The organism is Phytobacter sp. MRY16-398, from assembly GCF_003925915.1.
Lineage (GTDB): Bacteria > Pseudomonadota > Gammaproteobacteria > Enterobacterales > Enterobacteriaceae > Phytobacter > Phytobacter diazotrophicus.
This window is the reverse complement of record NZ_AP018756.1, coordinates 687904-701631: the sequence shown is the minus strand read 5'-3', so window position 1 is coordinate 701631 and position 13728 is coordinate 687904. Positions and strand designations below refer to the sequence as shown.

12 protein-coding genes are annotated in these 13728 nt (G+C 54.3%); 4 read left to right on the top strand and 8 right to left on the bottom strand.

Annotated features, from left to right (window positions below):
* Positions 1-1131, bottom strand: a complete 1131-nt coding sequence (gene rlmG / locus MRY16398_RS03415) for a 23S rRNA (guanine(1835)-N(2))-methyltransferase RlmG (RefSeq protein ID WP_125123834.1) — start codon at positions 1129-1131, stop codon at positions 1-3.
* Between the two features lie 69 nt (positions 1132-1200).
* Between rlmG and MRY16398_RS03410 the strand changes: the two genes are divergently transcribed.
* A complete protein-coding gene (locus MRY16398_RS03410) occupies positions 1201-1698 on the top strand; it encodes a M48 metallopeptidase family protein (protein WP_039077543.1) in 498 nt (165 codons plus the stop codon).
* Between the two features lie 446 nt (positions 1699-2144).
* Here the strand turns inward: MRY16398_RS03410 and MRY16398_RS03405 are convergent, their stop codons facing one another.
* Positions 2145-3329: an aminotransferase-like domain-containing protein gene (locus MRY16398_RS03405; RefSeq protein ID WP_079497073.1), complete on the bottom strand. Its 1185-nt coding sequence runs from the start codon at positions 3327-3329 to the stop codon at positions 2145-2147.
* Between the two features lie 687 nt (positions 3330-4016).
* Entirely contained in the window at positions 4017-5399 is a 1383-nt protein-coding gene (locus MRY16398_RS03400) for an amino acid permease (RefSeq protein ID WP_071194474.1), read from the bottom strand.
* Between the two features lie 335 nt (positions 5400-5734).
* Here MRY16398_RS03400 and MRY16398_RS03395 point away from each other — a divergent pair, with 335 nt between their 5' ends.
* From MRY16398_RS03395 to MRY16398_RS03385, 3 genes are all read left to right on the top strand, one after another.
* Positions 5735-6214 (top strand): Lrp/AsnC family transcriptional regulator, encoded by a 480-nt coding sequence (locus MRY16398_RS03395; protein ID WP_039077540.1) that lies wholly within the window; start codon positions 5735-5737, stop codon positions 6212-6214.
* Positions 6215-6465: 251 nt separating this feature from the next.
* Positions 6466-7080 (top strand): YitT family protein, encoded by a 615-nt coding sequence (locus MRY16398_RS03390; RefSeq protein ID WP_039077539.1) that lies wholly within the window; start codon positions 6466-6468, stop codon positions 7078-7080.
* Positions 7081-7118: 38 nt separating this feature from the next.
* Positions 7119-8312 carry an amino acid aminotransferase gene (locus MRY16398_RS03385; protein ID WP_125123833.1) on the top strand — a complete coding sequence of 398 codons (1194 nt, stop codon included), beginning with the start codon at positions 7119-7121 and terminating at the stop codon, positions 8310-8312.
* Between the two features lie 4 nt (positions 8313-8316).
* On the opposite strand, the gene MRY16398_RS03380 is transcribed toward MRY16398_RS03385, so the two are convergent.
* The 5 genes from MRY16398_RS03380 to MRY16398_RS03360 all read right to left on the bottom strand — a co-directional run bounded on the left by MRY16398_RS03380 (position 8317) and on the right by MRY16398_RS03360 (position 13728).
* A complete protein-coding gene (locus tag MRY16398_RS03380) occupies positions 8317-10641 on the bottom strand; it encodes a molybdopterin-dependent oxidoreductase (protein WP_125123832.1) in 2325 nt (774 codons plus the stop codon).
* A 160-nt stretch (positions 10642-10801) separates the two neighbouring features.
* The gene (locus MRY16398_RS03375) at positions 10802-11563 is read right to left on the bottom strand and encodes an SDR family NAD(P)-dependent oxidoreductase (protein ID WP_125123831.1); all 762 of its coding nucleotides are present in this window, start codon (positions 11561-11563) and stop codon (positions 10802-10804) included.
* Between the two features lie 3 nt (positions 11564-11566).
* The gene (locus tag MRY16398_RS03370; RefSeq protein WP_039077535.1) at positions 11567-12022 is read right to left on the bottom strand and encodes an S-ribosylhomocysteine lyase; all 456 of its coding nucleotides are present in this window, start codon (positions 12020-12022) and stop codon (positions 11567-11569) included.
* A gap of 31 nt (positions 12023-12053) precedes the next feature.
* The gene (locus tag MRY16398_RS03365; protein WP_039077534.1) at positions 12054-12722 is read right to left on the bottom strand and encodes a methionine ABC transporter permease; all 669 of its coding nucleotides are present in this window, start codon (positions 12720-12722) and stop codon (positions 12054-12056) included.
* A complete protein-coding gene (locus MRY16398_RS03360; protein ID WP_039077533.1) occupies positions 12715-13728 on the bottom strand; it encodes a methionine ABC transporter ATP-binding protein in 1014 nt (337 codons plus the stop codon). Before MRY16398_RS03360 ends, MRY16398_RS03365 begins: the two co-directional genes overlap by 8 nt.

Genomic DNA, 13728 nt, shown 5'->3' with positions numbered 1-13728 from the left:
TCAGCGCTGTCTGCGCAATTTCACCGCTTTTAGCACCACAAACTTACCGTTAGACGCCACGTTGCTGCAGTTACTAAAAATCTTCTTAAGCTTACGGAAATAATCAAGATGACGGTTGCCCACCACAATTAATTCACCGCCATATTTCAGACTGCGGCGAGCATCGTGGAACATCTGCCAGGCAATATGATCGGTGATGGCGCTTTGCTGATGGAACGGCGGATTGCACAGCACCACATCAAAACGGTCCGGTTCAATACCCGACAGCCCGTTATTGACCATAAACTCGCTACGCTCCAGCGCGTCCGGCATGTTACGTTCCACATTCAGGCGGCTGGAGGCCACGGCCATATGGGATTCGTCGGTAAAGAGCACACGCGCCTGCGGGTTCTGCGCCAGCAGTTGCAGACCAATCACGCCGTTACCACAGCCGAGATCGACCATCTCCCCTTCCACGTTTTCCGGCAAATGCTTGAGGAAAAGACGCGCACCAATGTCCAGCCCGCTGCGTGAAAATACATTCGCATGGTTATGGATGGTCCAGTCCGTTCCCTCTAATTGCCAGTCATAGGTCTGCGGCGCATCAGCTACCGCCGGAGCAGTAAAAGTACAGTGGATCAGACGCGCTTTTTTCCACGCCAGCGACGTAGTGGTCGGGCCGAGGTATTTTTCAAACAACGCCATGGTGGAGTTGTGAATATCACGCGCTTTGGCACCGGCGATAATCTGCGTTTGTGGGGTCACGACGCGACGCAGCGCACAAAGCTGTTGCTCCAGCAGCGCAAGCTGTTTGGGTACTTTAATCAGCACGCGCACAGGGGCAGCCGGCAGTTCGCTCAGGCTATCCAGGAAAGTCACGGCGTCTTCGTCCATCCCGTTCAGACGCAGGTTATGGCGGGTAGCCTGTTCCGCGATAAACGAGTCATTCACGCTGACAGGACGATATGCCGCCAGGGCACAGGCCAACGCGCCGAAGCTATCGTTAAAGATGAGCGTCGTGCCTTCGGTCTCATTTACCTGATTTAGCAGATATTCATCTGCCGCATCCCACGCCTGTAACGACGCTTCTTCGGCATTGGGTGGGAAACGCTCTAATGCAAATGACTGTCCAATTAACTCAACCTGGCCCATCGACCCTCCGGGGTGCTAGAATTCGCGCGTTTTATCGCTTAATTATCCGGAGTTGTAAACCCCTTAAACATGACAACACTCACTTATTTGCAGGGTTACCCCGAATCACTGCTGGCACAGGTACAAACGCTGATCGCGCAAAATCGGCTGAGCGAGGTTTTGCTCAAGCGTTACCCCGATACGCACGACATCACGACCGATAAAGCGCTCTATGTTTATACGCAGGATTTTAAAAATCAGTTTTTGCGTAACGCGCCGCAAATCAACAAAGTCGCTTATGACAGCAAAATCCATGTGCTCAAAAACGCGTTAGGGCTGCATACCGCGGTATCGCGCGTGCAGGGCGGTAAGCTCAAAGCAAAAGCAGAAATCCGCGTCGCCACCGTTTTTCGCCAGGCACCGGAAGCCTTTCTGCGTATGATCGTGGTGCATGAACTGGCGCACCTGAAAGAGAAAGAGCACAACAAAGCGTTTTATCAATTATGTTGCCATATGGAACCTCAGTATCATCAACTGGAATTTGATATGCGTTTGTGGCTTTTATGTAAAGACGAAGGGTGGCTTTGATATGAAATTAAATAAAACATCAACGATCCACAAATAATTAAAGTCATTTATTCTGCATTTATTAATATGCGATCCCAGTCACTAATAATGCAACGAGTTAACCTTTATACGATGACATAAAAAAACCCGTAACTCTCTGTAAATAATAACTTATTTAAAAAATTCCGTATCACTATCTACCAAAGTGGATTCAGATAAACATCCAGCGCGTTATTTATCTTATTTTTGAATCATATGATTCAAGATTTGAATTTGACGCAGAGGGACAATAAAATCATTATGTAGAAATACTTTTACAGCTTGTTGTAGAAGTATTCTCGAAGCATTTAGATGATTGGTTTTAATACCTGTTCGCACTCGGGCACATTTATGTCAGCGAATAGGGATATAAACCCTTTACTCACCATGTATCCCTGATGGGATACATGGTTTTTTTATGTCTGAACTTATTCAAGAGAGGCTTTGAGGCGGGCGACGGCTTTTCTGAGATTTTCATCCGCCACTGACACATAAGACATACGCAGCGTCGATGCATCCGGGTTATCCGCATAGAAGAACTCACCCGGCACATAGACCACGCCATTCGCCAGCGTCTTTTTCAGCCAGTCGGTGGTATTCTTCTCGTACTTAAATTTGGCCCACAGGAACATGCCCCCTTGCGGACGGTGAAAGGTCAGATGCTCACCCAGTTCACGTTCGATCTCTTCGCATAACACCTGACATTTATCTTTATAAGAAGCGCGGATAATCTTTAACTGTTCTGGCAGGCGGCCCGTCTGCAAATAGTGATAGGCCAGCGACTGCGACAGAGAGCTGGTATGCAAATCCGTGGCCTGTTTCAGGGTCACAATCTGCTTTTTAATCCACTCCGGCGCAACAACCCAGCCGACGCGCGCACCCGGCGCCAGAATTTTGGAAAACGTCGAGGTGTAAATAACGTTCTCGCTGTTGTCTATCTCTTTTGCCCAGGCAGTTAATGGCTTGAACAGTTTGTCGGTAAAATTAATTTCGCTATAGGGATCATCTTCGATAATGACAAAGTTATAGCGCTTAGAGAGCGCCACCAGCTTTTTGCGGCGCTCATCAGAGAGTGTGACCCCGCCAGGGTTGCCGAAGGTCGGCACAATATAAACGGCTTTGATGGTGGTGGTTTTGACCAGATCTTCCAGCTCATCAACCTTCATGCCTTCCCCGTCTGTACCAACAGATGCAAGCTGAGCTTCCGCCAGATGGAAAACCTGCAACGCGGCCAGATAGGTGGGTCTCTCCACAACAATGACATCGCCAGGGTTAATCAGCACGCGGGCGAGCATATCCAGAGACTGCTGAGAACCGGAGGTAATCACGACTTCATCAGGGTTACAGGTAATCAGACGCTGTTCCAGAAGCTGGCAAATTGCCTCACGCAAATCCGGGCTGCCTTCGCTCAGGCCATATTGAAAAGCATCTTTCCAGGAAACGGATAACACTTTATCCATCGCCATCTGGAGCCCTTCGCGATCAAAGAGATCAGGATTAGGAATGCCCCCGCCAAGAGAGATAACCCCTTCCATTTTGCTGTGTTTTAATAATTCGCGGATGGCAGATGACTGCACATTTTTGACTTTATCGGAGATTCTCTCGTCTGACATTACCTTAACCTTACCCTTTGTTTTGCCGTTCGATCTTATTATGTTGCGATAGTTTTCATGCTAAGCATTTCCGTTATACAGCAATAAAAACAGGCCGTAAACGGAGCCGCCCGCTCACCCGTTTAATTTATACTATGCCAGAATTTTTATTTTTTCTGGTTTAATATTCCGCACATGACGCTAAATATTAATTAAATAGATATCTATAACCGGCAAGTGTCCGGGATTTCTTCTGATCATCGTCCGATCATTTTAAAACAATGCAGAAGGCTTATCTGCGCTCAACCATCCAGCCAGCATTATTATTTGAATTGCGGCCCGTCTCTTGTGTGTGTTCAGTAACTGTATTTATACACAGTCAATAAACACACAAGGTCGAGGCAAATGAAAAGAGAAAGATACTGCCTTTCTGTTGCGGTTTTTATCCTGCTCAGGAAAGGCAATCAGATATGTATGTTCAAACGCACGGGCACAGGATGGATGGCTTTTACAGCCTGCCGCCAGGGGCTTGAGGACGGTGAAACAGTGACCGCCGCCGCAACGTGTGCGGCCACACACCACCATTTCTTATGTCAGGCAGGCTATCGACAATATCCTGATTTCACATGTTTATTCCGAATAGGGCTGGTGACGTTCCCCACCCGTTTTCCACTTTGATGCCGGAGCATCGCTCCGGCATTATCATCTTTAGCCTTGATTCACTTCCGCTACCAGAACGGCGGCGGCGCGTTTTTTCTTGAACATATAGCCCGCCCCCAGCACCAGCAGCCATGCCGGGATCAAACATACAGAGATACGGATCCCCGGTGTCATAAACATCACCACCAGGATCCCCGCCAGGAAAAGCAGACAAATGATGTTAGTCAGCGGATAACCGAGGCTTTGAAAAGCGGTGGTTTTTCCGGCTTTTTGCATGGCGAGACGGAATTTCAGGTGGGTGATACAAATCATCGCCCAGTTGATCACCAGGGCCGCCACCACGAGCGCCATCAGCAATTCAAAGGCTTTGCCCGGCATTACATAGTTGATCAGCACGCACAGCGCCGTGGCCAAAGCCGATACCCCCAGCGCGGTCAGCGGGATCCCCCGGCGGTTCACCTTGAGCAGCGAACGCGGCGCGTTACCCTGCTGCGCCAGGCCAAACAGCATGCGGCTATTGCAGTAAACACAACTGTTATAGACCGACAGCGCGGCGGAGAGCACCACCAGATTGAGGGCGTTCGCGACGATGTTGCTGTCCAGCGCATGGAAAATCAGGACGAACGGGCTGCCGCCTTCCACCACGTTTTTCCACGGATAGAGCGACAGCAAAACGGCCAGTGAACCCACATAAAACAGCAGAATACGGTAGATAACCTGATTAGTGGCTTTGGGAATGCTCTTTTGCGGATCGTCGGCCTCTGCCGCCGTGATCCCCACCAGCTCCAGACCGCCAAAGGAGAACATGATCACCGCCATCGCCATGACCAGGCCACTGATGCCATTCGGGAAGAATCCACCGTCCTGCCACAAGTTCGCCACCGATGCATCCGGACCACCGCTGCCGCTAAACAAAAGATAGCCGCCAAAAGCAATCATGCTGATGATGGCCGCAACTTTGATAATGGAGAACCAGAACTCCATCTCGCCGTACACTTTGACGTTCGTCAGGTTGATGGCGTTAATTGCCACAAAGAAAATGGCCGCTGAGACCCACGTTGGCACGTCGGGCCACCAGTATTGAATATAAATCCCAACCGCCGTCAGTTCCGCCATACTCACCAGCACATAGAGCACCCAGTAGTTCCAGCCGGACATAAACCCGGCAAAAGGTCCCCAGTAGCGGTTGGCAAAATGGCTGAAAGAGCCCGCCACTGGCTCTTCAACCACCATTTCACCGAGCTGGCGCATAATGAAAAAAGCAATCACCCCGGCGATGGCGTACCCCAACAGTACCGACGGCCCGGCCATGCGAATGGTCTGCGCAATGCCCAAAAAAAGCCCGGTGCCTACGGCCCCACCGAGCGCAATCAACTGGATATGACGGTTTTTTAACCCGCGTTTTAATTCGTTAGTGTGTTGTGCTGCCACCTCTGACCTCTCCCCTGTCTGTAAACGTCACCTTCGGCCAGAGCAACTTTCAGGCCAGCCAGCGGGGAGAACACGACAATGGCAGGCTAACTATCTGAATAAGCGGGAGATATAAATTTCCTGTCATATCCACAGCTTGAGCGCGGCGATTGAATTTTCAGCAGCTTCGCGCAATAAGCACGCTTAAATCGCACGATGTATGAGAAAAACAGCCTCTGCATGCATGAAAACGAACCGTTTTGGTGCAGCGGAAAAAAGCGCAGCGCCGTCAGGCTTCTCGTCATCAAAAAAGCTGTTAGTCTGGTAGCCACTCTTTCGTTCCGGTATTGGCGCACATGTATAACATCGACGACTTTGATCTGAAAATCCTCACCTTGTTGCAGGCCAATGGCCGTTTAACTAACCAGGAGCTGAGCGATCTCATCGGCCTTTCTGCTTCCCAGTGTTCACGGCGTCGTATCGCGCTGGAGCAGGCGCAACTGATTCTGGGCTACCATGCGCGGCTTGCACCGGATGCCGCCGGGCGCGAGATGCTGGGTCTGATTGAGGTGCGTCTTTTAAACCACACGCAGGAGTATGTGGAAAGCTTCCACCAGATGGTGAGCGAAGTGGACGCGATTCTGGATGCCTGGAAAACCACGGGCGATGCCGATTACCTGCTCAGGGTAGCCGTGCCGGATTTGCCAGGTCTGAGCCATTTAATCAGCCATATTCTGGCGCAAAATAAAGGGGTCGCTCATTTGAAAACTTCGGTTGTCCTTAACCGCCTGAAAGAGAATGGCCAATTGATGCCGGGCAGTGGTCTTGCGCCCTAAGACAGGGCAACACGCCTTATTTTGGTGCAATCAATCGGTTAATTAATGTATCCGGCGAGACAAAAATACACATCTCAACCGAATAACAGCATGAAAACGCACAAAACACGCAACATTCTCTTTTTGCCATATCAATACGTTAGCGATATGGCCGCCTGTTTTTCCTCCATTCAATCGCATCAGGAAGCGGATCTGGTGCGGTTTTTGCAGGATATTTCTTATCTTTAGCAATTGTTGAATCGTACTTTCTTATGGATAACGTCCTGACTCCCAATAAACTTGCTCATACCTGGCTGGAAGATGCGCTGGCGCTGCTGTTCGGTACGCTAATGATCTCTTTTGGCGTGATAATGTTTCGCCAGGCGGGCGCGCTCACTGGCGGTACGGCGGGTATCGCTTTTCTGATCCATTACGCGACTCACCTGCCGTTTGGCGTGGCGTTCTTTTTGATCAACCTGCCCTTTTACTGGCTCTCTGTTCGCCGGATGGGCATGCAGTTCACGCTGAAAACGTTCTGCGCCGTGGCGCTGGTGTCGTTGTTCTCCGATCTGCACGGGCGCTTTATCCATTTCGATCAGCTTAACCCCTACTACGCCACGCTGTTTGGCAACATCATGGTCGGCATTGGTTTTGTGGTGCTGTTCCGTCATAAAGCGAGTCTCGGCGGCGTGAATATTCTGGCGCTCTATCTGCAGGATAAAAGCGGTATCCGCGCCGGTAAATTCCAGATGGTGGTCGATGCCTGTATCGTGACCGCATCGCTGTTCTTCGTGAGCCTGCCGATGCTGGCGGCCTCCATAGTGGGCGCCGTGATTCTGAATTCCATTATTGCCATGAACCACCGCCCGGGACGCTATGCGGTGTAATGGATTGACCTCTGACAGTAATATCAGGAGTAGTGACTGTGTTCCAGAACGTTGACGCCTACGCGGGCGATCCTATCCTGTCGTTGATGGAGACTTTCCATCAGGACCCCCGTACTGACAAAGTGAACCTTAGCATCGGGCTGTATTATGACGAGCAGGCTATCATTCCTTGCCTTAAGGCAGTACAACAGGCCGAAACCCGCCTGCAGAGCCAGCCGCAAAAAGCCAGCCTCTATCTGCCGATGGAAGGTTTCGCCCCTTATCGCAGCGCCATTCAGACGCTGCTGTTTGGCGACAACCATCCGGCACTGAACGCCGGGCGTATCGCCACCATCCAGACGCTGGGCGGTTCCGGCGCGCTGAAAGTGGGTGCCGATTTCCTGAAACGCTACTTCCCGGACTCCGGGGTGTGGGTCAGCGATCCGACCTGGGAAAACCATATCGCTATTTTTGCCGGTGCAGGGTTTAAGGTTCACACCTACCCGTACTTCGATAACGCCACGCGCGGTGTCGATTTCAGCGGCATGCTCAACAGCTTAAAACAACTGCCGCCGCGCAGTATCGTGCTGCTCCACCCGTGCTGCCACAACCCGACGGGCGCGGATCTGACGAATGCGCAGTGGGATGAAGTGATTGAGGTGCTGATTTCCCGCGATCTGATCCCGTTCCTCGACATTGCCTATCAGGGCTTTGGCGCGGGTCTGGAAGATGATGCCTACGCCATTCGCGCTATCGCCAGCACCGGCCTGCCTGCGCTGGTCAGCAACTCCTTCTCCAAAATATTCTCGCTGTATGGCGAGCGCGTGGGTGGGCTGTCCGTGGTGTGTGAAGATGCTGACGCCGCCGGACGCGTGCTGGGCCAGTTGAAAGCCACCGTACGTCGCAACTACTCCAGCCCGCCGAATTTTGGCGCGCAGGTCGTCTCCATGGTGCTCAATGACCCGGAGCTTAACGCCCTGTGGCGTGCCGAAGTGGACGCCATGCGCACCCGCATCAGCGAAATGCGCCAGGCGCTGGTGGATGTCCTCAAAGATGCCCTGCCGACGCACGACTTTACCTACCTGCTGACCCAGCGCGGGATGTTCAGTTACACCGGGTTCAGCGCTGAACAGGTGGATAAACTGCGCGAAGCCTTTGGGGTCTACCTGATTGCCAGCGGCCGCGTCTGCGTGGCGGGCCTTAACCACAGCAATATCGGTCGCGTGGCCTCAGCCTTCGCCGCCGTTCAGTAAGGCATCAGGCCTGTTTTTGTTGCGCGAGCGTGACAAAAACAGGCGGTTCCCAGGCCGTTATCGCCGGTAACGGCCCTTCAAACTTCACCACATCCACCCGACAACTCTGCGCGCTGCATCCTTGCCCCAGACGCGAACTGCCGCGATCTTCTGTTAAAACGTTGGGATTGCCATGTTTATCGAGTGGCTGCGCATCTTCTGTATTCTGCGGATCATACCAGGCGCCGGTGGACATCTGCACCACGCCGGGCCGGATGGCCTCGCTCAGTTTCACCCCGGCCAGTAACGCACCTCGCGTATTAAACACTTTCACCACTTCGCCGTCGTGAATGTCGCGCTCAGCGGCATCATGCGGATGCATCCACAGTGGTTCACGCCCGGCAATTTTGGTCTCCCGACTTACGCTGCCGTGGTCGTACTGGCTGTGCAGGCGGGTACGCGGTTGGCTGGAGAGCAAATGCAGCGGCCATTCGCGGGCGACCGCCTGCTGATATTGCGCCTCCGGCTCGTGCCAGTACGGATGCCCCGGACACTCTTCGTAGCCAAAATCGGCAATGGTCTGCGAAAAAAGCTCAATTTTGCCGGAAGGGGTGGCAAGGGGCGCGTTCAGCGGGTCGTCGCGAAAATCTTTAAGCAAGATCTGCTGCCGGGCGGGGCGTGAAAATTCCAGAACACCCTGCTGCCAAAACGCATCGAAGGCCGGGAGCGCGATCCCGTCGGCCTCGGCACGGGGGCGCGACTGTTCATACATCTCCTCCAGCCATGCTCTGGCGTCCCGCCCTTCGGTGTAAGCCTCACCAAACCCGAGACGGGCCGCCAGCCCGCTGAAAATGGCATAGTCGTCACGCGCATCGGCAAACGGCGCAATATGCTGGCGCATGGCAATCATAAAACCGTCGTTGCTGGCGCTGCCGATATCCTCCCGCTCAAGCGAAGTGGTGGCGGGCAGGACGATATCGGCGAATTTAGCCTGTGCGGTCCAGTACTGCTCGTGGACCACAATGGTTTCCGGGCGCCGCCAGGCGCGTACCAGCTTGTTCAGATCCTGATGGTGATGAAAGACATTGCCGCCCGCCCAGTAGACAAAGCGAATATCGGGGTAAAGGTGGGTCTGCCCGTCAAATTCATAAGGTTCGCCAGGGTGCAGCAGCATGTCGGAAAATCGGGCAACCGGAATTTTCCCCTCAACCGGATTGCGCCCCTGGGGCAAACGCGGGCCGGAAAAGACGCGACGGTCGGCCCCCGCCAGGTTGGTCGAGGCGTAGCCGAAGCCCAGCCCACCGCCGGGAGTGCCAATCTGCCCCAACAATGCGGTTAACGCCACTGTCGCCCAGAAAGCCTGTTCCCCCTGACGGGCTCGCTGAACCGACCAGGCAATGTTGATCATCGTGCGATGCTGTGCCATCTCATGTGCCAACTGGCGAATCACCCCGGCAGCGAGTCCGGTTCTGGACTCGGCCCATTCCGGGCTTTTTACTACGCCGTCGCCCCGGCCAAAGAGATAATCCCGGTATGGCGCGAACCCGACCGTGTGGCTGTCGACAAAGGCCTGGTCGTATAACGCGTCGGCAATCAGCACCTGGCAGAGCGCCAGCAGCAACGCCGTATCGCTGCCAGGTTTGACCGCCAGCCAGTCGGCATCCGGCACGGCCGAAAGATCGTTTTGTACCGGGCTGATATTGATGAAACGGGTGCCGTTGCGGCGCAACGTTTGCAACCAGTGCTGTAGCGCGTGGTCGTTGGCCCCGCCGCCGTTAACCTGCGCATTACGCAGCGGCAAACCGCCGATGGCGACAAACAATTGGCAGTGTTCCGCCAGTACCGGCCAGTGGGTGTGCTGGCGTTGTAAGGTGTCGAGATCGCCAAGAATGTGCGGCAAAATGCGCTCCCCGGCGGCGATACTGTAGGTGTTGGTGCTGCCGGCGTAGCCACCAAAGAGATTGAGAAAACGGTGAAGCTGGCTCTGCGCATGATGAAAACGGCCGGCGCTGGACCAGCCATAAGAGCCGCCATAAATCGCCGCATTGCCCTGCTCGCCTTTAACCCTGGTGAGTTCATCGGCCACCAGCGTCAACACCTGCTCCCAGCTCACTTCGACAAAGGGTTCACGCCCGCGCCCCTCCCGGCTGGCGGCGCTCCCTTTCAGAAACCCTTCCCGCACTGCCGGGCGACGAACGCGTGATGTCCCCTGCACCGCGCCCGGCAACGACTGCCCAATCCGTGACGGGTTGCTGTCCCACGCAACCGGGCTGACCGCGGTCAGTTTGCCGTCATCGGTGGTCACCCGATAGGTTCCCCAGTGCATTACCGCAAGTTGCTCGGGTTTCATGGTGATACCTCGATATAAAACCTGTTAATCAGGCAGTTATTGTTGCAGGCAGCCTGGACCCGGACAGCGCGCAACAACCAGAACGTACATGAAGTACGTGAGGATTGTGAGCACTGCCCTGCGCCAAAATGGCAAATGAGATAACCTGATGGGCAGGTTTTTAATGCATCGTCATCCCACCGGTCACATTAATCGCCTGCCCGGTCATATAGGCCGCCAGCGGGCTCGCCAAAAACGCCACCACGCCAGCTACATCGGCTGGCTGCGCCGTGCGGCCCAGTAATACCTGCGAGCAGTCTTCGGCATAGATGGCTTCCGGCGTCATGCCGCGCAGCGCTGCGCCTTCCCGACGCTCGCGCCACTTCATCTCCGTCTCGACAATGCCGGGGCAGACCGCATTCACCAGAATATTGTCACGGGCAAGCTCAATGGCCATCACTTTGGTCAGGCCGAGCACCGCATGTTTAGAGGCCACGTACTGGCCCATTAGCCGGTAGCCATTTTTGCCCGCCTGCGAGGCGATGTTGATGATGCGTCCCGCCTTTCTGGCCCGCATCAGCGGAATGGCCGCCTCAGAGAGCCAGCCAATCGCTTTGACGTTCACATCCAGGATGCGCTGCCAGTCCGCCTCGCTCATGGCATCGACCGCGCTCATCGCCGAGATGCCGCAACTGTTGACCAGGATGTCCACGCCGCCGAAAGTCTCCACGGCGGCGCCAATGAGCTGATGGGCCTGTTCACGCGAGGCAACATCGGTACGTAGCACCAACTGGCGCAGGCTCTGCTCCCGCGCTCTGGCGGCGATATCACCGATCACTACGTTCGCGCCGCCCCGATGCAACAGTTGCACAATGGCTTTACCGATGCCCTGTAGACCGCCCGTCACCACCGCGGTCTGGCCGCTAAAATCAAGGGCAATCATCGTTTATTCCCGAAACGGGTCGTCACTGATACCGGCTTCCAGCACCAGCTTCGCGTACTCCTGAGCGGAGAACAGCGAATGATCGCGATAGTTGCCGCAGGCAAGCGGTGTGACCGCAGGTACATCCGTTGCGGTAAGCACACGCTGCAAGACCCGTGTCAGCGCCGCCGCGATGTGTTTCGGATCGTGCTCATCCCACAGGATCAGATAGAAACCGGTACGGCAGCCCATCGGCGAAATGTCGATAACCCCTTCCAGCTCTTCGCGCAGGCCAAATGCCAGCAGGTGCTCCAGGGTGTGCAGCGCCGCAGTGGGAATGGCATCCACATTAGGTTGCAGGAAACGTAAATCGAACTTCTGCACCACGCTGCCAAGCCGGTGGCGTTCATAACCTGCCACGCGGACATACGGGGCTTTGACTTTGGTATGGTCGAGGGTAAAGCTCTCTACAACTGGCATGTTTATCTCCTGAATAGATGAAATAGCGGCCTTACTCGCGACGAATACGGCGGGCAAAGCGGGTTCCGAGGGTCTGGATAAGCTGGACAATGACAATCAGCACCAGCGCGGTGACCAGCGTGGCGAAGGCATCAAAGCGCTGGTAACCATAGGTAATGGCCAAATCGCCGATACCGCCGCCGCCCACGGTGCCGGCCATGGCGGTCGCCCCCAGCAGGCCAATGGTGGCGGTCGTGAGGGCCAGGATCAGAGATGACGCGGCTTCCGGCAGCATAAAGTGCCAGATGGTCTGTAAAGCGGTGGCGCCCATGGCATCGGCGGCTTCGAGGATCCCCTCGTCCACCTCCAGCAGCGAGCTTTCCACCAGCCGGGAAATATAGGGCGCAATAAAGACAATCAGCGGCACAATCGCACCCGCCGTACCAATAGTGGTGCCCACCACCAGACGGGTGAAGGGTAGAATGGTAATCAGCAAAATAATAAACGGCAGCGAGCGGACAACGTTGATTGTTGGGTTCAGCACCTGGTGCACAAATCGGTTGGGCAGAATGCCGCCTGGGCGGCAAACCACCAGCACAATACCCAGCGGAATACCGAGCAGCGAACCGAAACCCAGCGAAACAGCGATCATCACCAGGGTGTCATGCAATGCCAGCAGGAATTGATCGCCGGTGACAGCGGTGTCAATAAAATCAAACATGGGTGATTTTCACTCCTGCGTCGCGAAGATGGGCAATGGCGCGCCCGGTTTGCTCAGGCTCGCCAAGAATCTGTACGATCATGAACCCCAGAATGCGGCTCTGGACTTCGGACATGCTGGCAAAGAGGATATTCACCTCGATGGCATAGTCCTTGATGATGCGGTTGATAATGGGCTGTTGCGCCGTTGCGCCCACAAACTCAAGACGCAGGGCCTGCGCGCCGTTATCCCGTTGCAGCACAGCGGAGACGCGCTCCGGCAGCTTGTCGTGAATCACCGACTGCACGAAACTGGCGGTGACCGGATGCTGTGGCTGGGCAAACAGGTTAAAAACGTCGCCCTGCTCCACAATGCTGCCGTTTTGCATCACCGCGACCTTGTTACAGATTTTCTGGATTACCGACATTTCGTGAGTAATCAGCACGATAGTGATGCCATAGCGGCGGTTGATCTCCTGCAACAGTAGTAAGATCTGCACTGTGGTATGGGGATCCAGCGCCGATGTCGCCTCATCACACAACAGGACTGACGGGTTGGTCGCCAGCGCACGGGCGATACCGACACGCTGTTTTTGCCCGCCTGACAACTCGTTCGGGAAGCTATGCACCTTATCGCTGAGATTGACGAACTCCAGCAGCTCCGTCACGCGTGCCTGAATAAACGCCTTATCACGCCCCTGTAAAATGAGCGGAATGGCCACATTGTGAAAAACCGTTTTTGAATTCAGCAAATTAAAGTTCTGAAAGATCATGCCAATATCTTTCTTGATGGCACGCAGACGCTTACCGCTAAATTCCTGCAACACTTCGCCATTAATGACCACCTCTCCCTGGCCTGGCGATTCGAGACGATTGATTAAACGTAGCAAGGTACTTTTCCCTGCACCGCTATAACCAATAATCCCGAAAATATCGCCCTTAGCAATACTAAGGTTAATGTCCTTTAATGCCAGAACCGGGTTTCCTTTTCTGGAGAATGTTTTACTGACATGGCGAAACTCAATCAT